The following is a 22,868-nucleotide window of genomic DNA, read 5'->3' as shown; positions in this document are numbered from 1 at the left end:
TTCCGAGGGTTTCTGATTCTAAGGATGAAACGAAACGCAATTTTCTACATTACCCTATTAGTATTTTCTTTAGTAGCCTTTCTATTCATAGCGAAACAAGGCAAGTCATTAGAAATAGGTAAAGTTGCTGTCGTCGAAGCAAGTTCTTCTACCTCGGTCGAGTCCGCAGAAGATACTATAGACGTTTGGAAAAAAGCCGGGGCAAAACTATGGAAGGGTTTCCATGAGCCTCTTCCTCTCCTATTATTACAGATCGGAGTCGTAATAGCAGCCACTAGAGTAATGGGTAAACTTGCAGTTCTTGTAAGACAACCATTCGTAGTCGGAGAGATACTTGCTGGTATATTATTAGGCCCATCCTTATTCGGATTATTATTCCCGGAACAGTATCAATTCCTATTTCCGAAAGTTTCCTTAGGCTCCTTACAACTATTAAGCCAGATCGGTTTGGTATTCTTCATGTTCGTAGTCGGAATGGAATTGGATCTAAAGATCCTAAGGAACCAAGCAGACTCCGCTATACTGATCTCTCATGCGAGCATTCTTCTTCCTTTCTTACTCGGAGCTATCTTAGCACTTTCTATTTATAAAACATTAGCACCTCCTGAGGTAACATTTCTCTCCTTCTCCTTGTTTATGGGGATAGGTATGAGTATCACTGCCTTTCCCGTGCTTGCCCGGATCGTTCAGGAAAGAGGACTTACCAAAACAAAATTGGGAGGACTTGCACTTACCTGCGCTGCTTCGGACGATTTAACCGCTTGGTGTTTACTTGCGGTAGTGATCGCTCTTGTGCAAGCTGGAGGACTTTTAGCCGCACTCTTCACTATAATCCTTGCGATCATTTACGTTATTATAATGTGGAAGATCGTACAACCTGCGATGCATAGAGCGGGTGGAATTTTCACAAACAGAGAAGCATTCACCAAAATGGCAGTGGCTCTGTTTTTACTTTTTCCGATCGCATCCGCTTGGATTACAGAATCCATCGGAATACACGCATTGTTCGGGGCTTTTTTAGCCGGGGTTGTTATGCCCGACAAACCCAAACTTAGGACACTTCTTGCTGAAAAGGTAGAAGACTTAAGTACAGCAATTTTTCTTCCTTTATTCTTCGCGTTAACCGGAATCAGAACACAGATCGGATTATTGAACCAAGGAAATTTATGGTGGGACTTTGCAATGGTGCTTACAGTCGCCATTGTAGGTAAATTTGCTGGAAGTGCAATCGCAGCAAGGGCCTCCGGAAACAACTGGAAAGATTCCTTATCCTTGGGTGCGCTCATGAACACGAGAGGACTCATGGAATTGATTGTCCTCAATATCGGTTACGATATAGGCGTATTATCTGCTCATATATTCTCTATGATGGTGCTTATGGCATTGGTCACAACTTACATGACCGGTCCAAGTTTGAATTTAATAGAGAGAATTTTCTCGGTTGTCAAAGACAAAAGAGAAGAAGGTATACTACTCGCATTCGCATTACATTCCAGAGGTGTGGATCTACTAAGGTTAGCTTCCGGATTATTCCAAAACGGCAATAAAACAAAAGAAGTAACCGCACTTCACCTCACTCCGGATTCTTGGATCTCGGGCAAAACTGCTCAAAAATACGAGAAAAAAAGTTTCGAACCTTTATTCAAACTTTCTAAAGAACTTGGGATCAAACTGAACACTCTATATAAACCTTCTGATAATGTCACAAGAGATATACTCAAAACAATCCAATCGGGAAATTATAATATATTCCTGACTGGGGGCGCCAAATCACTGTTCAGTGATGATGTATTAGGCGGTAAGATCAGAACCCTTCTCTCCGAATCGGAAACAAACGCGGGTATCTTAGTCGCAGAAAAATTAAAGGAACTAGATCGTTTTATCTTAGCAGTTTACTCTGATAAAGATGTGAAACTATTAAGTTTCGCTTTAGCAATGGCTAAAAAGATAGGAGCCAAACTTTCTATTTGGGATCCAAGAGGAAAAGTACCTCAATTTTCTCAGAAAGAAAGAAATCTTCTTAAAAAAGAAAAGATCACGATCCTAAAGGGAGAGAATCCTCAAATACTCTCCGAAGCGGACCTAGTGATCTGCGATCTAGAAACCTGGGAAGAAGAGACCGAATTTAGGAATTGGGAACTTTCAGACGGCTCAGGGCTTTTCTTAGTACGTTATAAAGATTAAAGATCCGTTTTTAAAAAGTATCCGACTCCAGGCTCCGTGATCAAAATTTCAGGATTACTCGGGTCTTTTTCTATTTTTTTGCGGATCTGGTTTACATACACTCTTAAATAACCTGATTCTGCCATTTGATTCGGACCCCATAATTCTTTTAAGATTTGGGTTTGAGTTACTATTTTTCCCGGGTAAGTGGCTAATAATTTTAGAAATGAATACTCGGTAGGTGTCAGACGGACTTCTTTACCTTCTTTCAAAACTTTCCTGGTCCCAAAATCCAATTCCAAAAGCCCGATCTTTACTTTAACATCTGTTTTTTCAGGAGAAGAGTGTCTTAATAATACTCTAATCCTTGCAAGTAACTCTCCCACTCCGAAAGGTTTGGTAAGATAATCGTCTGCACCACTATCTAACAAAAAGATTTTATCTTTTTCTGAATCTCTAACACTTAAAACCAATACTGGGATCTTAGAACCGGACTCTCTGATCTTTTTTAAGAATTCTTCTCCACCTTTTTCCGGCAAACCCAGATCCAAAATAATGGAATCAGGACGAACCATATAAACTTTTGATAATGCATCATCCACTGAGATCGCTTCTTCTACTTTATAACCTTCTTTTTCAAGAGCGACTCGGATCAATCGACGGATCTGGATCTCATCGTCTATAATCATAATGATCGGACTAGACAATCGAATCCTCCAAAGGAGGAAAAGTAAGCACTGGAATTCGGATCAAAAACCTGGCTCCACCTTCTTGTTTGTTCTCCGCCCAGATCTTTCCACCTTGGGCTTCTACTAGCCCTTTACAGATAGAAAGTCCGAGGCCTGTTCCTTGTATAGAACCGGAAATTTTAGTGAACTTTTCGAAAATTTTTTCCTCTTGTCCCGGAGGAATTCCAACACCGTTATCCTCTACAGTTAATAGAAGATGATCTTTAGGCACACTTGCTCTTACAATAACAGTGCTATTTTTTTCAGTATGTAAAAATGCATTCTGTAAAAGATGGATCAACACTTGGATCATTAATCTTCTGTCCATCCGAACCAAAGGCATACTTTCATCCGATTGAACCGATAATGTATGCTCTCCTTTTTCATACTCGGCAATCCTTGCAGTTTCATTTATCAGATCGACAGGATCTTCCCATTGAAGATCCAACATCAATCTTCCGGATTCCAATCTAGACATATCCAGAAGGTCTCCTACTAATCGATCCAATTTTTTGTATGCAATTCTGATCTCCGAGAATAAGTCGGACTTCTCCTTTTCATTTTTTCCATCACTTATTTCTAATAGATCCAAAGAAGCACGAATCACGGTTAAAGGAGTCCTAAAATCATGGCTGACCGAATTGAATAACGCTGAATAAAACTTTTCAGATTCCTCCACTAACTTTGCGTTTGCACGAATTCCTAATAATTGTATTCTTTCCAAAGCCAAGGCGATTTGGTTTAGCATGGAAAATAGAAGTGTTTCTTCTTCCAATTCCAAACTATCCTTATGTTCTCTATCTAATCCAATGACTCCAAAACAGCCGCCTGGAGTGAGTAATGGTAGATATAAACCTTTAGACATTGGAACAGTATCCGTATCTTTTCCGGAAGGTTTTCGATTTTGAAAAGTCCAAGCTGCCAATGCGGATTCTTTCATGTCCGGTTTAAAACCGCTTTTAGGATGAGGAATGCGGGAAAGTAAAGAATCCTGATCGGAAAGTAGGATCAAAACGGAAGATTGGAAAGTATCACCTATCGTTTCCACAGCAACGGACGCAATTTCGTCCAAACTATGGGTCTTAGACAATGCGACTGAAAGTCTATATAAACCGGAGAGTGCTTCTTCTCCTGTTTGTAAAGCTTCTTCCCTATCTCTTAATCTTGTAGTGAGAATTCCTAATACTAAAGCCAGTATAAAATAAGTTCCGAACATCATCCAATCTTCTACTTTTTCTATATAGAAAGTGAATTTAGGAGGGATGAATAGAAAGTTCCAAAAGATTGCGCTTAAAGAGGCAGTCACTAAAACAGGACCTCTTCCCGCAAACAAAGACACAAACATTATAAAAAACAGATATATGAGCCCGATAGACCAATAACCTGCAAAAATATTCAATAAAAGATTGAATGAAGTGATCCCAAGCAATGCCAGAAAAGATAGAAAATATTGAATAGGTTTGGATCTAGTTCCTTTGGTGAAAAATCCGAATCGAAGTTTAGGTTTCTCTTTTGCAATTTCAGTAGGAGCAAGAAGTATCTGAAAATCTCCAGGCTGCTCGCTTAGTTTATCTATAAAGGAGCCGCCTTTCAAAATCCTGGAAAGTTTGGATTTACCGCTTCTACCTATTACTACATGAGTTGCTTTGGTCCGATTGATTGCTCGGACGATACCAAGAACTGGATCTCCATCCGAAAAATTTAGTATTTCCGCACCGAGCTCCCGAGCAAGACCTAAGTTTTCTTTTAGGAGATCCTTCTCCTGAAAATCTAATACATTTCCGTCATCGACATGTACTGCAACCCAAGGACATTTTAATCCAAATGCAATTCGTTTTGCATAACGTATCAAATTAGCAGCCTGTGGAGAAGAAGATACTGCCACTAAAATTTTATCCGATAGTTTAGAATCCTTGGTCGGCTCCAAACGAGAAAGTTCTCGATCTACCAGTTTAGAAGTGAAATTCAGAGAAAGTTCCCTAAGTGCAGTCAAATTCGGTATCTTAAAAAACGAATGAAGTGCCTGGGGAACTTTATCGGAAGGATAAACCTTACCTTCTTTCAAACGTTTGATCAGATCATCCGGGACCAGATCGATCAATTCTACTTCATCAGCGATTTCTAAAATAGAATCCGGAACTCTTTCCGAAACGGGAGCTCCCGAAATTTCCTCCACTATACCTGCCCTACTTTCCAAATGTTGCACATTTAAAGTAGAATAAACGTTTATTCCTTGGCCCAAAATTTCCAGAACGTCTTGGTATCTTTTAGGATGTCTTGAACCAGGAACATTCGTATGAGCAAGCTCATCTATCAAAACCAGATCCGGTTTTTTTTCTAGAATTGTATCTAAATCCATTTCTTCCAAATCAACAGACTTGTACTTGGATCTTTTTCTGGGGATTATAGAAAGACCTTCCGCCTGAGCCTCCGTTTCTTTTCTATTATGAGTTTCTAAATAACCGATCCAAACATCTATTCCTTCCGATTTTGCTTTTTGAGCATCTCGGAGCATTTCGAAAGTTTTGCCTACACCTGCGGCCATACCGAAGAAAATTTTTAATTTTCCTCTGGTCTTAGCTCCTTCTCCTCCGATCCGAGAAAGTAATTCGTCCGGATCCGGTCTATTTTCTTCTGCAGGTCTCACCGATAATTTTATTTTTTCTGAATATTCTTTTCTATATAAACAGATCTCAATTTCAGATTCAATTTTAAAATATTGATCTTAGAAGAGCCGAATAATCCCAATTCAGGAGGTTCTATGGATTCTTCTACCAATTGGACCAATATATCCTCTGGGATTCCTTTTGTTTTCGCTATTAACGGAATTTGATATTTCACTGCCTCCGGACTCAAATGAGGATCCAACCCGCTTCCGGAAGAATACAAAAGTTCGGAAGGTACAGGCTCGGTCCCGCCTCTTGTAACCCAGTAATATCTTCTTTCCTCGACCTTTTTAGAAAGTTGAGAATTAGTAGGGCCAAAATTAGAAGCACCGGAAGAAGAAGGATCGTATCCAACGGCAGAAGGTCTAGAATGAAAATATTCAGGTGATTCGAAAGACTGGGAGAGTAATTCAGAACCGATTACCTTTCCGTCCATTTCAACCAAAGATCCTGAACTTACTTTTGGAAAAGAAAACTTAGCAAATCCATATACAAGAACCGGATAAAAGATCCCGCATACAAAAGTCCAAAGCCCTAATTGTAAAATTGCTCTTATCATGCGAAAACCCTTGTAGTAAAACTTAAAATCAGATCTATTCCTTTTATCCCGAAAAACGGCAGGATCAGTCCACCAAAACCGTAGATAAATACGTTTCGAGCCAGAACTGAATCCGCACCTGCAGGCTTATAACTCACACCTTTTAATGCAAGCGGAACCAAAAACACCAGGATCAAAGCATTAAAGATCACCGCACTTAAAACTGCAGATTCAGGACTTGCAAAACCTAGAATATTCAAAATAGATAAAGCTCCTATTCCACCGATCGGAAATAATCCCGCAAACATAGCAGGCAGGATCACGAAATATTTAGATACGTCATTTGCGATACTAAAGGTGGTCAAAGAACCTCTTGTCATCAGAAGTTGTTTTCCGATTTCCACAATTTCTATGAGTTTGGTAGGATTACTATCCAGATCGATCATATTCCCCGCCTCTCTTGCAGTTTGGGTTCCGGTATTCATTGCAACACCTACATCCGCTTGGGCTAAAGCAGGCGCGTCATTTGTTCCGTCACCTATCATCGCTACAAGTTTTCCGCCCGACTGTTCTTCACGGATACGTTTTAGTTTTGTTTCCGGAGTTGCTTCTGCGATAAAATCATCCACTCCAGCTTCTGCAGCGATAGCTGCGGCAGTTAAAGGATTATCACCAGTGATCATTACTGTCCGAATCCCCATCTGTCTTAACCTTGCGAATCTTTCTTTAATCCCACCTTTTACGATGTCTTTTAAATGAATGACTCCTAAAATTTCTCTTCCTTCCGAGACTACTAAAGGAGTTCCTCCTTCTCTTGCGATCTCATCTACTATGTCAGAAATTTCTTTTGGATATTCTCCGCCTAAACCTGCAATATAATTTCGGATGGAGTCAGAGGCCCCCTTTCTGATTGCTGGTCTTGTTTTTCCCTCCGCATCAGGATCGAAGTCCACACCGCTCATTTTACTTTTAGCGGTGAACGGAACAAATTTACCGCCTAACTCTGATAAGTTCCTTCCTCTTAGATCGAATTTTTCTTTCGCTAATACTACAATGGATCTCCCTTCCGGTGTTTCGTCCGAGAGAGAAGCAAGTTGTGCTGCATCCGCTATTTTCTTTTCTACAATACCCGGAGCAGGAACAAATCGGGTCGCCATTCTATTTCCCAAGGTAATTGTCCCTGTTTTATCCAATAAAAGAACGTCAATATCTCCGGCTGCTTCTATTGCCCTACCCGATTTAGCGATTACATTCCTTCTCATTAACCTGTCCATACCGCTGATACCTATCGCAGACAGAAGTCCGCCGATCGTAGTAGGGATCAAACACACCAAAAGACCAACTAACGCAGGAAAGGAACCGGAGAGTCCTAAATTTCCCCCACCTTCTCTTTGGCTATAGAATACGGCGGGAACAAGAGAAGTAATCGCAACCAAGAATACCAAAGATAATGCGGAAAGAAGAATGGAGAGTGCGATCTCATTCGGAGTTTTCTGCCTAGAAGCTCCTTCCACAAGTGAGATCATCTTATCTATAAAGGTTTTTCCGGGATCCGTTGTGATCTGGACAATAATTTTATCACTTAAAACTTTTGTACCTCCGGTGACTGCAGATCTATCTCCACCGGATTCTCTGATCACAGGCGCAGATTCCCCTGTAATCGCGGACTCATCTACAGAAGCGATACCTTCTACCACCTCGCCGTCACCAGGGATCTGATCACCTGCCTGACAAACCACCTTGTCTCCGGTCCTTAATTCGGAAGAAGGAACTATAATAACAGAACCTCCGTTTAGTTTATTTGCCTTGGATTCCTTTCTTGTTTTTTTCAAGGATTCAGCCTTTGCCTTTCCCCTACCTTCTGCCAGCGCCTCCGCAAAATTTGCAAACAGAACGGTCGCCCATAACCAGATAGAAATTTGCAGACCAAAACTCAAATTTACAGGATGAAAAATCAGATCATAAGAACTTAATATTGCTCCTATATAAACGATGAACATGACAGGATTTTTCCATTGAACTCTTGGATCCAATTTTACGAAAGAATCCAAAATTGGTTTTAGAAAAAACTTTGGATCTTGGGAAAAAGAAGCATTTTTGTTTTTCATAATATTAAATCCTAAAACTTAGAACCGGAATGTAAAAGAATATGTTCACTCACCGGTCCCAAAACCAAAACGGGCAGGAATGTTAGAGCTCCTACCAAAAAGATCACGGAAAGAAGAAGTAACACAAACAGAGGACTTTCCGTCGAGAACGTACCATCTCCCTTTGGAGCGATCTTTTTCCCCAATAAAGCACCACCTAACCCTAGAGCAGGAACGATCACTGCAAATCTTCCAACAAGCATACAGAATGAAAGAGTAAGATTATAAAATGGAGTGTTCACATTCAAACCGGCGAACGCAGATCCGTTATTCCCGGAAGCGGAAGCAAATGAATATAAAATTTCAGTCAGACCATGAGGTCCCAAATTTGTTCTAGAAGAAAGAGCCGATTCATAGAGAAGAGAAAATGCAGTGAACAAAAGAATACAAAGCCCGGGAACCAACACTCCGATAAGTGCGAGTTTTACTTCCTTTGCTTCTATCTTCTTACCTAAATATTCCGGCGTCCTTCCTACCATAAGTCCCGCGATAAATACCGTAAGGACAACATAGAATAACATTCCTATAAGCCCAACCCCCACACCACCGAATACAACTTCTCCCAGAAGAATATTCCAAATAGCTAACCCTCCGGAAAGAGGAGAAAAGCTATCATGCATTGCGTTGACTGAACCGTTAGAAGCCGCCGTGGTCGCCATTCCCCAAAGGATACTTTGGGCCACTCCGAATCTGGTTTCTTTCCCTTCCCAATTCCCGGCGAAATTACTTTCCGACCAAAGAGATATAGAAAGGCTTAGGACAAAAAGAAGAGTCATTCCGAAAAAGATAGATAGACCTGCTTTCCAAGAACCCACCCATCTTCCATAAGCAAAAGGTAATGCCCCAGGAAGAAGTAAGATCAAAATACATTGAATCCAGCTGGAAAATACGGTAGGATTCTCAAAAGGGTGAGCAGAATTTACTCCGAAAAATCCACCCCCGTTCGTCCCTAATTGTTTGATCGCAATTTGAGAAGCAGCGGGCCCAAGAGGTATTTTAAAAGAATGACCTTCGATCCCAATAGCATCCACATATTTGGAAAAATCCATGACTACACCTTGGGAAACCAAAATGAATGAGACCAAGAGTGAAATTGGTAAAAGAATATATAATATACTTCTTGTCAGATCAACATAGAAGTTACCGATCCCGGATGGATATTCGCCCGGCTTAGAGCTCATTCCCCTTGCCATAGCCGCAAGCACAGCAATCCCGACCCCGGCGCTTACAAAATTCTGTACTCCTAAAAGTAACATTTGGCTAAAATAAGAAAGAGAAACCTCGCCAGAATAAGCCTGCCAATTCGTATTCGTCACAAAACTTACGGAAGTATTCCAAGCCAGATCCCAAGAAAGTCCTGACTTACCTTCCGGGTTTCCAGGAAGAAGATTCTGAAAATGAAGGCCTAAAACTACTGCAGCCAAAGCCAAAAGGGTAAAAATACAGATATCAAAAAGATATCCTTTCCAATCCGAATTTTGATCTTCCTTTATTCCGGAAATCTTATATAGAAAAGACTCCGATCTGGAAAAGAATCTAAATTGTTTGGAAACTTTTCCCTTGAGAACGTCCGCTATATAAATTCCTAAAAAGGGAGAGAGAAGAAATAAAACCGCAAAATATAAAAAGAAGAAGATCGAGTCGTTTCCGTTCATCGGTATCCCCTAAAATTTTTCCGGTTTTAAAATGGAGAAGGAGAGATAACCGCATAATGTAATGACTAAAACGATAAGAAATGTATAAGACAAGATTCCTCCCAGGCAGAAACATTCCGTCTATTCCAAAAACTTAACCTGTTTTTTGGAATTCGTCAATGCGAACCTGCGTGAGAGGAGCCTATAAACGCGTTAATTTTGCGTTAAGATTTAAGTATAGAATTTTACTAAATCTGAAACTTCTTCCCGGGGTGTATGAAACTTATTTAATACGGAGTCCGGCTTAGGATAACCCAAACTTAAACCGCAGACTATTTTTTCGGATTCCGCCAATCCCAATTCTTTTCGGACCACTTCCGGGAAGGCGGATAATGCAGCCTGAGGAACAGTCCCTAATCCATAACTTCTGGCAAGAAGCATAACTGTGTTCAAAAAACAGCCTATGTCTAATGCGATATAAAAATTGAGTTCGAATTCTGTTGTGATAAATACCGCTGTAGGAGCTCCAAAAAATTCGAAGTTACGAAGCATAAACTTATCCCTGGCCTCCTTATCCTTTCTTTCAATCCCTGCAGCACCGTAGATCTTCATACCAAGATCGAACATTCTACGCTTAGCATCCGATGGAAAACCGGTAGGCCAAATCGTATCAGGCACAGGAGTTTCCGATTGTTTAGCTCTTTCTTGTAATAGTTCCGCCATTTTATCCCGTTTGGCACCGCTCACCACATGCACCTTCCAAGGTTGACTATTTTTCCAACTGGGTGCTCTCAAAGACTTGGAGAATAATTCCTTTAATACGGAATCTTCCACAGGTTTGGAAAGATAATCCCGGATACTATGACGAGTGAAGACAGCTTCTTCTACACTGGAAGCAATTCCTGATATATCGATTGATTCTGTTTCTGAGGATAAAGAAGACATATAGACCTCCGATTTAGACTTGCATTTTAATAAATTTCGGTCTTTCTGGAAGAAGAAAGAACCAGACAGACAAGTCTGTCTGTTATTCGATCTCAGGAAAAAGAAAATGTCAACCAAAGAAAAAGGGGTAAAAGATAGGATTTTGGAAACCGCAGTTAGGCTTTTCCAAACCCAAGGTTATGGGAATACGGGGATCAATCAAATTATCCAAGAGTCCCAAACTGCAAAGGCAAGCTTTTATGATTATTACCCTTCCAAGGATCTATTGGGAAAGGCATATATAGAATTTTATGGGAAAGAACAACTAGTCTTATTAGAAAAACTACAATCCAGGTCTGAGACTGCGAGAGATTTTATACAAGCCTGGACACATATTCTAAGAAGGCAGACCAGAAATAGCGAATTCGCAGGTTGCCCTATGGCAAACACGGCCGCTCAAATTGCATCCACCTCTCCTTCTATCTCGGAAGAAGTCAAAAAATTAGCCTTAAGAACTGTAGACTTCTTAGCTATCTATTTAAAAGAAAGACAGAAGAAAGGACAGATACCCAAAAACGCAGATACTCAATCCTTGGCTCGAAAAATTTTCGCTAGCTACGAAGGAGTATTGCAGATCTGGAAATTGACAGGAAAAATTTCAGCGTTAGACGATTTGCCTGAAATGGTAGATGCAATTATTAAAAATTCAGGGAAGAAATCTCCGATCTGAAGAAATCAGATCGGAGAAAAGGTTTATTGAATTAATTTTGGAAATCAACAGTTACAGTTGGAGGAGTTCCCGCGCCAACTATATAAAGTAAAAAGTAAAAAGATCCAGACACAGTGTTTTGATAGTTATATGGATCAGATCCTGAAACGTTAAATTTAACAGTTGTATTATTGTTAAATAAAGCCGATTCAGGTAGAGGACAATCGGAAGCCGCATAAATGGTAGGTTGAGTCCCAGAGTAATTCGGATTGTCAATTACATCCAAACCATGAAAAACAATAGTATCACCAGTTTGAACTCCAAGAGTTTCTACGATTGCAATCGGGTGATTTACGAAAGGTATTGCTCCCCATATAACTTGTACACCAGTAGCTCCAGCAGTAACGCGAGTACGGTTCACACCTACCGCTGCTTTACCAGGGAAATCTACTAAACAATCTCCCCCACCACTAAGCGTGTTTAAAATTGCCAAGTTTGTTAGGTCTTCACCATCGTCTTTCTTACAATCAACGAAAGAGGCCGAGAGTAGAAGCACCAATAATAACCATATAGCTTTTTGTTTCATTTGAGTTTGTCTCCACAGAACAGTCGTTCCTTATACTCGTTTCCCAAGAACGGGTCTGAGTTTCAATCTCAATATTTAAGAAAATGCCGAAATTGATATTTATTTCTGTCATTCTGGCTTGATATTTGGAAAAAAAGGCAGGTTTCTTTACTTTTTTTCTTAAGCGATGGAACCACCGCAAGAAGAGCCTGCTCCCGCAGTACATCCATAACAATGTTGGTGTAATAGGATCTCTCTGGAATCCAATACTGATTTGTTAAATTCGGATATTTTACTTACCTTATCTTCTATCTTCATATCTAACATTTGGTTAAAATCACAATCGTACAGGCTTCCGTCCCAACCAACACTTAACGTGTTGCGGCACATAACTGCAGTCGCTGCTACAGGATTAAATGCAGTCACAAGTTTTTCTAAGTAGGCATCTATATTATCGTTTTCGAGTAATGATTCCAAAAAACGGCTGATAGGCATATTAGTAAGTGCGAATAACGAATTAAATTCAACTCCGTGTACTTGTTTTAATTCCTTTTTGAAATCATTTTCCAGAGTGGACTGACCGCCCGCAAGAAATGCTCCCACAGGATTATATACTAAATTTAATACAAGTCCGGAACCGGAGATACCATAGCCGACAGTATTTAACTTTCTTAATGCTTCTATAGAGCGATCGAATACACCTTCTCCCCTTTGGGCATCCGTTCTTCTTTTTTGGAAATAAGGAAGACTAGAAACCACTTCCACTTTATGTTTTGCGAAAAATTCAGGAAGGTCTTTGTATTTTTCTCCTGCAAGAAGAATGGTAAGATTACAACGGATCATGATCTTCTTCCCTAATTTGGAAGCTTCTTCCACGAACCATCTGAAATTAGGATTCATCTCAGGTGCGCCACCGGTGATGTCCAAGGTAGTAACACCCGGCGTGGCCAAGGCAACCAAACATTCCTGCATGGTTTCCTTACTCATGATCTCTCTGCGATCCGGACCGGCATCCACATGACAATGCCTGCAGGTCTGGTTGCAGAGTTTCCCCACGTTCACTTGTAGTATGTCTACCCCTGTCGGGCGCAAAGGATAGAGCCCTGCTTCTTTTAATTTTTCTGAAAAACTAGGCAGACCCAGCTTTCCGGAAACTTCCGTAAGAATTTTCAATTGTTCTTTGGAAGAAGCGAGCTCGCTCCCTCTTGCTAATAGGGATCTCATACTTTAGAAACTCCTTATATACCGAGTTCTTTTACTTTATTTAATGCTTGAACGCTATGAACTAAGGTCGCTCCTCCACGGATAGCAGCGCCTACATGGATTGCTTCCCAGATTTGTTCTTCGGTTACACCTTTTTCTACAGTGTCAGTGGTATAAGCATCTATACAATAAGGACATTGTACTACATGTGCTACAGCAAGAGCGATCAATGATTTTTCCTTAGCAGATAACGCTCCATCCGCAAAAACTGCTCCGTAATAGTCGAAAAACTTTTTTGCCAGGTCAGGCTCGAATTCTCCGATATTTCCGAATTTTTTCAGATCTTCCGGTTTATAATAGGTTGTTTCCTGTGCCACGAAAGGCCTCCATCATTTTAATTATTCTTTAATTACGAATTGTAGGTTATTGCACTTCTCGCAGACTTCTTCTGGGATCCATCCCCATTTTATCAGAAATCCGAAAACAAAACAACCAGCACAAAACCCTAAAATGGATTCTAAACTTGCAAAAAGTACAAGAACACCAAGCACAACTTGGAAGGCGAATACCTGTCCTAAAAATAACAGAACAAATGCAGTCCCGCTGAAGATCACTCCTACGAATTGTGCGAACCTCTTAGGAGGACCTGCCACTGTTTTGGATCCAAGACCGAGTAACGGTACGATCCCATGTATCGCAAGTTTTGCAAATAGTGAAAACTTCGGTCCATACAATACTCTGGCTGAAAATCCGTAGAAAAGTGCTCCTACCAACCAAAGCGATTGCGTAATTATTGCGGCCAAACTTAAGATGACAACCAGGCCCGCAACGGTCCTTGCAGCATATTCATTGACAGTATCTGGAAAATTACCGATTCGAATCATTCTTTCTTGCCCAATGCCTTTTCGCCTAGTTAGACTCCGACTCTCGGAAATTCAAGAATATTTTCGCTATATTGAACGAAATGGTTAATATAATTGTACGATATACAAATAATTGCCGGGGTTTTGTAGTCACTTCGACAATTTTACTCCTCTGGGCACTCCCGCTCGCCTTCTTCCCAGTATTCTTTAGAAGAAGTGATATCTGGCAACTCTGCGGAGCATTCTTCCTTAGCATAAGTCTCTATTTTATATTTCTAAAGTTCTTTTCAAAAGGAAATGAGAAGATCGGTATCTGGGCCGGGATCTTACTTAGGATTTGGTTTTTATTTACTCCAGTATTTTTGTCGGAAGATACATTTCGTTTTTTATGGGATGGGCTTTTGGTCTCGGAAGGTTTATCTCCTTACTCTGAACTTCCCATAAATGTAAGTTTGGGATTCGACCAAAACTTGGAGAAAGAACTACTCTCCAAAATGAATTCCCCCAATTATTATTCGGTATATCCTCCCATATTGCAGTTCTTATTTTTAGTTCCGGTGTTCTTCTTAAAAAAAGGGATTTCCGTTTTCTGGGCAATCTCCATCTGGAAAGGAATTTTAATTTTATTTGAATTAGGAATTCTTTATATATTCTCAAAAAGAAAAAAAGAAGAAGGATCCGGAAATTTCCTGAAATACTGGCTCCACCCGCTCGTTCTTTGGGAAGGGATCGGGAACGGCCATCCGGAGCCTATCCTATTTTTCTTTTTATTTTTAGGAATACTCTCCTGGGAAAACGGAAAAGTTTTCAAAGGATCTATATTTTATCTGGCTTCTATCCTCACCAAAATACTTCCCTTATTAGCCCTACCCTTTTTGTTTTTTTACTGGTGCAGAAGGTCAACTGCTCGCAGTATTTCACTCTTTTTCGGCGCCAATATTCTAATATTTGGATCTGCACTTTTTTGGTTTTTATTCTCAGGAGCGGGAGGAAAAATTTTAGAAGAACATTGGAGAAAAGGAATCGGAGTCTATTTTACATTATTCGAATTCCATGGAGGATTTTATTATCTTCTTAAAAACTTGATCCGGTATACATGGTATCCTTATTCTACAGGGATCATACTCGGGATCTTAAGTATTTTCACGATCTGTTTTTATTCATTTAAAGTTTCTAAAATAGAAACAAACAACAAAACCGCTCTTCTGCTTACGGTGTGGATACATTTATGCGGAATTTATTATTTATTTTCCAGCACAGTACATCCTTGGTATTTTCTTCCGATACTTGCAGCCTCCGTATTCACAAAAACGATTTGGCCCTTGGTCGCATCTTCCGTCTGGATACTATCTTATTCTACTTATTCCTCTTCTCCATTTTATGACAAAAATTGGGCCCTGGTCTTGGAATATTCTCTCGTGTTTGGGACCTTCTTCTTAGAAAATTTTCTCTTGCTTAAAGATAGAAGAAGGTAAATATACTTCGAAAATTCTCCCCTTTCTTAGGAATCATCCATGTTATCCAGACATTTCGAAACCTTATCTAATACCCTGGAAAAAGAGATCCTGGCCAGTGAACAGATCCGAAGTAAGATCCTTTTGGCCGCTTTTGCATTCGCAGGAATTTCCTGGAGTATCCTATTCTTATTTTTAAAAGAAGAATTTAATCAAAGCACAGGGATAGAATTCCCTTTCGAAGTATTGATAGGTGCTTTAGCATTCGGAACTGTTTACGAATTCGGATTTTTAAAATTGCTGAATTATCTTAAAAAAAGAGAATTCAAACTTCCACTTCTACCCAGATTCGGAAACGCATTGATAGAAACTTCCCTTCCCGGGATCATATTATTCATTTTGATCCAAAAACATTCTCACCCGGTAGTTCCTTCAAACTCCCCTATCTCGAATTTATATTTTATTTTTATAATACTCTCAGTTTTAAGAATGGAGTTTGGACTTTCTCTATTTACTGGAGCAATCGCTGCGACCCAATATTTGATCACAGGTTTATTTTTTGTTCCGGACTCTCCTTTAAGTGGAGAATCCGCCTATAGTTTCTTCTATTCCAAAGTTCCTACATATATGCGTTCCGGATTATTTTTAGCATCAGGGATCGTAGCCGGGCTAGTAGGTTTACGATTGAAAAAGATCCTTAAAAACTCTGTAGAACGTCTGGAAGAAAGAAACGAAATTTTAGGAATGTTCGGTCAATATGTTTCCCCATCCGTAGTGGACAAATTGATGAGCCAAAAAGCGGATACCGCCTCCGAAAACAAAGACGTATGCGTAATGTTCTTAGATATCCGAAACTTTACAAAATTCTCCGAAGACAAAAGTCCTTCGGAAGTAATCTCCTATTTGAATACATTATTCGAAGATATGATAGAGATCGTGAATAAACATAATGGTATTATAAACAAATTTTTGGGGGACGGGTTTATGGCGGTATTCGGCGCCCCACTCTCTGATAATGGAAAAGATGCAAAGAATGCAGTCTCTGCCGCATTAGAGATCCAGAAAAAAGTAATAGAAATGAATGTCTCCGGCAAGATCCCTGAAACTAAGATCGGGATAGGTCTGCATTTCGGAGAAGCAATGACCGGAAGTGTAGGTTCCTCCCAAAGGAAAGAATACACTATTATCGGAGACACAGTCAATCTTGCGTCCAGAGTGGAACAATTGAATAAAGACTTCGGGAGTGAAATTTTAGCCACGGATACGGTTTACGAACATGTAAAACATTTCTTAGAAGCAGAGTCACTTCCCCCGGTAAAAGTAAAGGGAAGAGAAAAAGAAGTCCTGATCTATAAATTAACCTGATGCAAACTCCGGAATCACATTACGAAAACTTTTTAGCTGAAAAATATTCCTGGATGTTGGGAGATCTTTCCGCTAAAGAAAAAGACCAACTGGAATTATTCAGATCTTTTGAGATTTCTCCCCAAGGAAACGGGGTCGCTTGGGATCTAGGAGCAGGAAGTGGGATACAATCCATTCCTTTGGAAGAATTAGGATTTCAAGTTTTAGCAATAGACTTCAATGAAAAATTATTATCTGAGATCAAGGCCAGAAAACCGGACACAAAGATCAGAACAAAGATTGCAGATATCAGATCCAGGGATTTATACCAAGGTGTTTCTCCGGAAATCCTTTTATGTATGGGGGACACGATCACTCATTTAGAATCGGAAAAAGATTGGGAGACAACAGTAAGTCTTTGGTCTAGCTTTCTTTCTCCAGGAAGTAAATTAATTTTAGGTTATAGAGATCTGAGTTATGGAAAACCAGGAGATAAAAGTATATTCGTGGTCCGTTCGGAAGAATCTCGAATTTTCACCTGCCAATTACAATTCATTCAGAACAAAGTGGATATTACGGATATATTTCACGAGAAAACTGATAAAGGTTGGATTGTTACTTCAAGTTCGTATAACAAACTGATCCTTCCTATCGATGATTTGATCAAAACTGTTTCTCAGAAAAATTTTGGACTTAAAAGAAAGGATGAGAAAAACGGGATGAAGTTTTTACTTTTTGAAAAGTTTTGATTAGACCCTTTATATTCAGATCAGTTCCTTTCTATAGTTACTTTTAAGAGATCCTTTTCCCCAAAAACCGTTCGACAAGTCGGGAGTTACTGGGAATTTGTACGTATCCTTGCCCGGAACCCTTCCATGATAGATAAACTGATACGTCTCTCCATTAAGAACAGGATTTTCGTCCTGATACTCACTGCAGGAATCACCATAATAGGTTTGTATAATGCGTATCAACTTTCTATCGACGCAATCCCCGATATTACAAACGTTCAGGTTTCCGTTGTAACTCAGTCCCCTGGTCTTTCTCCTGTAGAAGTAGAGCAGTTCATTACTTATCCTATTGAGATGGAACTTACAGGAGTTCCTCATGTAACAGAGATCCGTTCTATTTCCAGAACTGGAGTGAGTAGTGTTACTGTAATTTTCAAAGATGGGACTGATATTTATTTCGCAAGGCAACTCATTAACGAAAGGTTAAGAGCGGCAGAGGCTGTGATCCCTAAAGGTTATGGTAGTCCTGAACTTTCCCCTATCGCAACCGGTCTTGGAGATATTTATGAATTCGTTCTAACAAGTGATCGCCATAATCCGGAAGAGCTCAGGACTTATATGGAATGGGAACTTGCAAGGGAGATTAAATCAACCGAAGGGATTATCGACGTAAATATCATCGGCGGGGAAGCAAGACAGTATCAGATCAAGATAGATCCCCAAAGATTAGCAGTTCATAATATTACATTATCTCAACTTTGTGATAAATTAGAAACAGCCAACCAAAACACAGGTGGCGGTTATATCACCAAAAGTGCGGAACAGATCGTGATCCGTGGAGAAAGCCAGTTCAAAACCGTGGACGAGATCCGTAACGTTGCAGTCCAAACAGAAAGAGACGGAGTTCCACTTCTTTTAGGCCAGATCGCAACTGTAGAAACCGGTCCGGCACTTCGTTTCGGACTTATGACCAAAGATGCTAAGGGAGAAGTAGTAGGCGCCACTGCAATGATGCTTATGGGCCAAAACTCTTTGGAAGTAGTGAAAAAGGTCAAAGAGAAAATAGAAGTACTAAGAGCCAGACTTCCGGAAGGAATGAAGATCGTAACATTCTATGATCGTTCAGAATTTATCGGAAGAACATTAGGAACAATCTTCACAAACCTGGCAGAAGCTGCGGTACTCGTAATCATAGTTTTGATCTTTGCACTAGGAACAGTGAAAGGTGCGTTACTAGTCAGCTTATCCATTCCGATCCCAATGCTTGCCGCCACAATATTCATGAGAATGTTCGGTATCGTCGGTAACTTAATGTCTTTGGGAGCATTGGACTTCGGACTCTTAGTGGACGGAACCATTGTGATGTTGGAATCAGTTCTTCACGGTTTTATCTTAAAACAAGCATTCTATGAACAACAGAATTCACAAGAAGATAGGAAACTTGCGGCAGAACAGATCATTACCGATTCCTGTGTGAGGGTGGCGAGAGCAGCAGCTTTCTCCGTAGGGATTATCTTGCTAGTATACCTACCTCTCATGACATTAGAAGGTGTAGAAGGTAGAATGTTCAAACCTATGGCGATGACTGTTGCAATCTCACTTGCCATGGCGCTTTTATTCTCTCTTACAACCTTTCCCGCTGCGGCGAGTATCTTATTCCAAACTCCAGTATTCCATCATAGTAAGTTTTGGGACAGAGCGGAAGAGCTGTATATGCAACTTCTCGACTTCGGAATGGCAAACAAAAAGTTATTCTTAAGAGCAGGCCTAGGCGTATTTGCAGTTTCTCTAATATTAGGATCTACTTTAGGATCCGAATTCCTTCCCCGAATAGATGAGGGAGAATTTGCGATAGATATCAAAAGATTACCCTCTACTTCTATCAATTATTCCAGAGATACGAATACCGAAATAGAGAGGGTAATAGCTCAGTTCCCTGAAGTAACGAGTGTAGTTAGTAAGATGGGTCGAGGTGAGTCAGCAGCGGAACCGATAGGAACGGAAGAAGGAGAATCCATGGTGAAACTCATTCCTCCTAAAGAATGGACATCCGCTTCTTCCCGAGACGAACTTATGGATAAAATGAAGGACGCGATCTTAAAATCAGTTCCTTCTAGTACGATCTCACTTTCACAACCGATCGAAAACAGGGTAAATGCACTTCTCTCCGGATCTAAAGCGGACGTGGTAATTAAAATTTATGGAGATGATCTCCAAACCCTAAAAGATACCGCATCCAAATTTGCGGATAAGATCAAGAAGGTTCCGGGAGCTGCAGACTTAAGAGTACAAAGAGTTCTAGGGCTTCCTTTAATCCAAATCAAAGCAGACAGACAGAAGATGGCGCGTTACGGCGTAGCCGCAGAAGAGATCTTAACCACCGTAGAATCATTACGTATAGGAAGAAAGGCAGGAAAAGTATTCGAAGGATTCAAACGATTCGACTTAGTAGTTCGTCTTCAGTTAGATGTTTCGGATCTGGATAAATTGGAAAACATTCCGGTCATGACTTCTACCGGAGTTACGGTTCCTCTGGGACAAGTAGCGACCATCGAATTTGTAGAGGGTCCTGCGGCAATTTACAGAGAGTCGTTAAAACGTAGGATCATGGTAGAAGCAAACGTACGAGGAAGAGACTTAGTAGGTTTCGTAAATGAAGCACAAAAAGTCACAGCCGATATAGAAAAAACTCTACCGGAAGGTTATAGAACGGATTGGGGTGGTCAGTTCGAGAACTTCCAAAGAGCGAAAAATAGATTAATGCTCGTAGTTCCAATCGCACTCGGAATCATCTTCGTGATGTTAATCGCTGCATTCGGAAATATTTATTATGCAGCGGGAGTATTCATCGTAGTACCACTCGCAGTCGCGGGAGGGATCATAGGCCTTGTGCTTAGAGGACTTCCTTTCAGTATTCCTGCCGGTGTTGGATTTATCGCGGTGAGCGGTATCGCAGTATTGAACGGGGTTGTATACGCCTCCACTCTCAAAGAAGAATTAGAAAAAGGTATCACTATCTCCAAAGCGGTGTTGTCTGCGGGACTTCATTCACTTCGTCCGGTAATGACAACTGAGATCATTGCCGCAGTCGGATTTATTCCGATGGCGATATCTACCATGGCTGGAGCGGAAGTGCAAAGACCTTTGGCAACCGTGGTGATCTTCGGAGTAATCGTTGCGACAGTTCTTTCTCGAGTACTTCTTCCTATCGTGATGGAATTCCTACTGAATATTTACCAAGACCAGGAAAGAAGAAAAGAAGCTCGTAAAAGAAAATTAGAGTCTGAATTCCAAGCTTCCAGAGCCCATGAAAGAATTCCACAAACATTGGAAGAAGTTTCCTGGGATTCAGAAGAGGTTACTCATGAAGAACCGGAAGAAGTGGGAAGCTCTAAATCCAAACGTTCCAAAAACGGGGGGAAGAAGAGGAAGTAAATTCCCCGCGGCAAGGATACGCAGGGGAAGTCCGAAGGACCGGAGCGATAGCGCAGCCCGAAGTAGCCTGGTCCGAGCGAAGCGAGGAGCCGCCCTTATCTTTTACTTTTTAATCCAGACAGGAGTGTGGACACAACGGATCTTAAAAACTCGATCCGATCTTCTTCTATATTATCGAATACCATTCTAGGATGATGGAAGGCGGCAGTCCCTTCGAAAATGATCCTTGCTCCTTCCTTAGGAGTATTACAAAAAAATAATCCTTTTTGGATTCCTTCTTGGACCATCGCTTCCAGTTGTATATACATTGTCTGGATATGTTTTTTAACGAACGGTCTTGTTTTCTCTGCGGAATTATTGAATGCAGTATAAATTCTTGGATCCGACTGGACCTTCTCTCTTTTCATCATATGAAGAGTCATTAGCCACTCTAAAATTCTTTCTTCCAATGGACTTGTTTTCGAGGAAACTTCTGCGAGAGCAAGATCGATACGATCCAACCATCTTTTAGAAATGGAATCGAGTAATGCTTCTTTGTCTGCGAAATGTTTATATAATGCGGCGTGGCTAAGATTTAGATTTCTAGCCACGTCAGTAAGTTTCAAACGCTCGACACCGTTTCTTCTGATCTCAATTTCAGCGGCATCGAGCACTTTTTCTTGTAGTTCTTCTGGCTTTAAACCTGTTTTAGGCATCTCTCATTTTACGACGAGCTGCATCGAATGAGAAGGATATCTATCTCCTTGGAAGGCTCCTTCCGGAAAAGTATCATCCAAGGTTTTCACTTCTTCCGGAGTTAATTGGACCGAAAGAGCTTCTAAATTTTCCCTTAAACTTTCTCTTCTTGTGGAACCGATCAGAGGAAAAATATCTTCTCCTTTATGAAGCACCCAAGCGATAGCAAGTTGGGCAGTAGTACAACCCTTCTTCTTTGCAAGCTCTTGAAGCAGACTCACACGCTCCAAATTCGCTTCAAGGTTTTTTCCCTGGAAGCGAGGAGAAATGGATCTAAAATCGGCAACTCCTAAAGAACTTTCTATCTTTCCGGTAAGAAGTCCTCTTCCCACAATTCCGTACGGAACGATCGCGACTCCAAGCTCTCTCGCAGTTTCAAGGAGTTCCTTCTCGATCACACGAGTTGCTAAAGAATATTCAATTTCCAAAGCAGTGACCGGATGAACTTTATGAGCCCTTCTTAAATTTTCAGGAGAAGCTTCCGAAAGTCCAAGATAACGTACATATCCTTCCTTGATCAAATCTGCAATCGCACCTACAGTGTCCTCGATTGGAACTTCCGGATCGACCCTGGAAGCCTGGTAAATATCGATCACATCTACTCCAAGCCTGGTAAGAGAATGTGCTGCGAAGTTTTTCACAGAGTTCGGTCTGAAATCATATCCTATGAATGCGCCATTTGGATTGCGAAGTCCGCCGAACTTCACACTGATCATTGGTTTGGTTTTTCTACCCTTCAACGCTTCCGAGATCAAAAGTTCGTTATGACCAATCCCGTAGAAGTCTCCGGTGTTCAGAAAATTGATCCCTGAATCTAAGGCCTCATGAATGGTCGCGATGGATTCCTGCCTGTTTCTGGTCTCTTTTGTTCCGTAAAAGTCCGACATCCCCATACAACCCAAACCGACTTGGGAAACCTCGGGGCCGTTTTTGCCTAATTTTCTCAGTTTCATTCGAAACCTCCATTTAGTTACAATTTACATTTTTTATTATTTGTAACTAAATGGCAAGCCTTTTCTGAACCTGATT

Annotated in this window: 19 protein-coding genes; 6 read left to right on the top strand and 13 right to left on the bottom strand. The window is 40.7% G+C overall.

Translation table 11 applies throughout. The annotated features are described in order from the left end of the window. Positions 1-24: 24 nt before the first annotated feature. Positions 25-2,184: a cation:proton antiporter domain-containing protein gene (locus EHO58_RS18870; RefSeq protein ID WP_135680941.1), complete on the top strand. Its 2,160-nt coding sequence runs from the start codon at positions 25-27 to the stop codon at positions 2,182-2,184. Here EHO58_RS18870 and EHO58_RS18865 read toward each other — a convergent pair. The 7 genes from EHO58_RS18865 to EHO58_RS18835 form a co-directional block, all read right to left on the bottom strand. After that, positions 2,181-2,852 carry a response regulator gene (locus EHO58_RS18865; RefSeq protein ID WP_135680983.1) on the bottom strand — a complete coding sequence of 224 codons (672 nt, stop codon included), beginning with the start codon at positions 2,850-2,852 and terminating at the stop codon, positions 2,181-2,183. The two genes, EHO58_RS18870 and EHO58_RS18865, sit on opposite strands and share 4 nt — an antisense overlap. 10 nt (positions 2,853-2,862) lie before the next feature. After that, entirely contained in the window at positions 2,863-5,538 is a 2,676-nt protein-coding gene (locus EHO58_RS18860; protein ID WP_135680940.1) for a sensor histidine kinase, read from the bottom strand. An 8-nt stretch (positions 5,539-5,546) separates the two neighbouring features. Next, a complete protein-coding gene (kdpC, locus tag EHO58_RS18855; RefSeq protein WP_135680939.1) occupies positions 5,547-6,116 on the bottom strand; it encodes a potassium-transporting ATPase subunit KdpC in 570 nt (189 codons plus the stop codon). Beyond that, positions 6,113-8,203: a potassium-transporting ATPase subunit KdpB gene (gene kdpB, locus EHO58_RS18850; RefSeq protein ID WP_135680938.1), complete on the bottom strand. Its 2,091-nt coding sequence runs from the start codon at positions 8,201-8,203 to the stop codon at positions 6,113-6,115. The genes kdpC and kdpB overlap by 4 nt, the downstream gene beginning before the upstream one ends. 11 nt (positions 8,204-8,214) lie before the next feature. Then, positions 8,215-9,897: a potassium-transporting ATPase subunit KdpA gene (kdpA, locus tag EHO58_RS18845; protein ID WP_135680937.1), complete on the bottom strand. Its 1,683-nt coding sequence runs from the start codon at positions 9,895-9,897 to the stop codon at positions 8,215-8,217. 9 nt (positions 9,898-9,906) lie between these two features. Then, positions 9,907-9,990: a potassium-transporting ATPase subunit F gene (locus EHO58_RS19840; RefSeq protein ID WP_135627436.1), complete on the bottom strand. Its 84-nt coding sequence runs from the start codon at positions 9,988-9,990 to the stop codon at positions 9,907-9,909. A gap of 117 nt (positions 9,991-10,107) precedes the next feature. Then, positions 10,108-10,821, bottom strand: a complete 714-nt coding sequence (locus EHO58_RS18835) for a nitroreductase (protein WP_135627282.1) — start codon at positions 10,819-10,821, stop codon at positions 10,108-10,110. 106 nt (positions 10,822-10,927) lie between these two features. Here EHO58_RS18835 and EHO58_RS18830 point away from each other — a divergent pair, with 106 nt between their 5' ends. Further along, positions 10,928-11,530, top strand: coding sequence for a TetR/AcrR family transcriptional regulator (locus tag EHO58_RS18830; protein WP_135680936.1), 603 nt, complete (start codon positions 10,928-10,930; stop codon positions 11,528-11,530). Positions 11,531-11,561: 31 nt separating this feature from the next. On the opposite strand, the gene EHO58_RS18825 is transcribed toward EHO58_RS18830, so the two are convergent. The 4 genes from EHO58_RS18825 to EHO58_RS18810 form a co-directional block, all read right to left on the bottom strand. Continuing rightward, positions 11,562-12,095: an LIC20153 family lipoprotein gene (locus EHO58_RS18825; protein ID WP_135627284.1), complete on the bottom strand. Its 534-nt coding sequence runs from the start codon at positions 12,093-12,095 to the stop codon at positions 11,562-11,564. 159 nt (positions 12,096-12,254) lie between these two features. After that, positions 12,255-13,298 (bottom strand): arsenosugar biosynthesis radical SAM (seleno)protein ArsS, encoded by a 1,044-nt coding sequence (gene arsS / locus EHO58_RS18820; RefSeq protein ID WP_135680935.1) that lies wholly within the window; start codon positions 13,296-13,298, stop codon positions 12,255-12,257. A 14-nt stretch (positions 13,299-13,312) separates the two neighbouring features. Further along, positions 13,313-13,654 carry an arsenosugar biosynthesis-associated peroxidase-like protein gene (locus tag EHO58_RS18815; protein ID WP_100724611.1) on the bottom strand — a complete coding sequence of 114 codons (342 nt, stop codon included), beginning with the start codon at positions 13,652-13,654 and terminating at the stop codon, positions 13,313-13,315. A gap of 21 nt (positions 13,655-13,675) precedes the next feature. Continuing rightward, complete coding sequence (locus EHO58_RS18810; RefSeq protein ID WP_100724610.1) at positions 13,676-14,161, bottom strand: DUF4395 domain-containing protein; 486 nt, start codon at positions 14,159-14,161, stop codon at positions 13,676-13,678. An 80-nt stretch (positions 14,162-14,241) separates the two neighbouring features. Here EHO58_RS18810 and EHO58_RS18805 point away from each other — a divergent pair, with 80 nt between their 5' ends. The 4 genes from EHO58_RS18805 to EHO58_RS18790 all read left to right on the top strand — a co-directional run bounded on the left by EHO58_RS18805 (position 14,242) and on the right by EHO58_RS18790 (position 21,104). Continuing rightward, on the top strand, positions 14,242-15,615 hold the full coding sequence (locus EHO58_RS18805) for an MptA/MptB family glycosyltransferase (RefSeq protein ID WP_135680982.1): 1,374 nt from the start codon (positions 14,242-14,244) through the stop codon (positions 15,613-15,615). 39 nt (positions 15,616-15,654) lie between these two features. Continuing rightward, complete coding sequence (locus EHO58_RS18800; RefSeq protein ID WP_135680934.1) at positions 15,655-16,959, top strand: adenylate/guanylate cyclase domain-containing protein; 1,305 nt, start codon at positions 15,655-15,657, stop codon at positions 16,957-16,959. Then, on the top strand, positions 16,959-17,687 hold the full coding sequence (locus tag EHO58_RS18795) for a class I SAM-dependent methyltransferase (RefSeq protein ID WP_135680933.1): 729 nt from the start codon (positions 16,959-16,961) through the stop codon (positions 17,685-17,687). The genes EHO58_RS18800 and EHO58_RS18795 overlap by 1 nt, the downstream gene beginning before the upstream one ends. 126 nt (positions 17,688-17,813) lie before the next feature. After that, positions 17,814-21,104: an efflux RND transporter permease subunit gene (locus EHO58_RS18790; protein WP_135680932.1), complete on the top strand. Its 3,291-nt coding sequence runs from the start codon at positions 17,814-17,816 to the stop codon at positions 21,102-21,104. 95 nt (positions 21,105-21,199) lie between these two features. Here EHO58_RS18790 and EHO58_RS18785 read toward each other — a convergent pair whose 3' ends face one another. Next, positions 21,200-21,799 (bottom strand): TetR/AcrR family transcriptional regulator, encoded by a 600-nt coding sequence (locus EHO58_RS18785; RefSeq protein WP_135680931.1) that lies wholly within the window; start codon positions 21,797-21,799, stop codon positions 21,200-21,202. Positions 21,800-21,802: 3 nt separating this feature from the next. Continuing rightward, positions 21,803-22,792: an aldo/keto reductase gene (locus tag EHO58_RS18780; protein WP_135680930.1), complete on the bottom strand. Its 990-nt coding sequence runs from the start codon at positions 22,790-22,792 to the stop codon at positions 21,803-21,805. Between the last annotated feature and the right edge of the window lie 76 nt (positions 22,793-22,868).

Origin of the sequence: Leptospira selangorensis, assembly GCF_004769405.1 — a bacterium.
In the GTDB taxonomy this organism is placed as follows: domain Bacteria; phylum Spirochaetota; class Leptospiria; order Leptospirales; family Leptospiraceae; genus Leptospira_B; species Leptospira_B selangorensis.
Note: the sequence above shows the minus strand (reverse complement) of the source record. Positions and strands in the feature narration are given on the sequence as shown.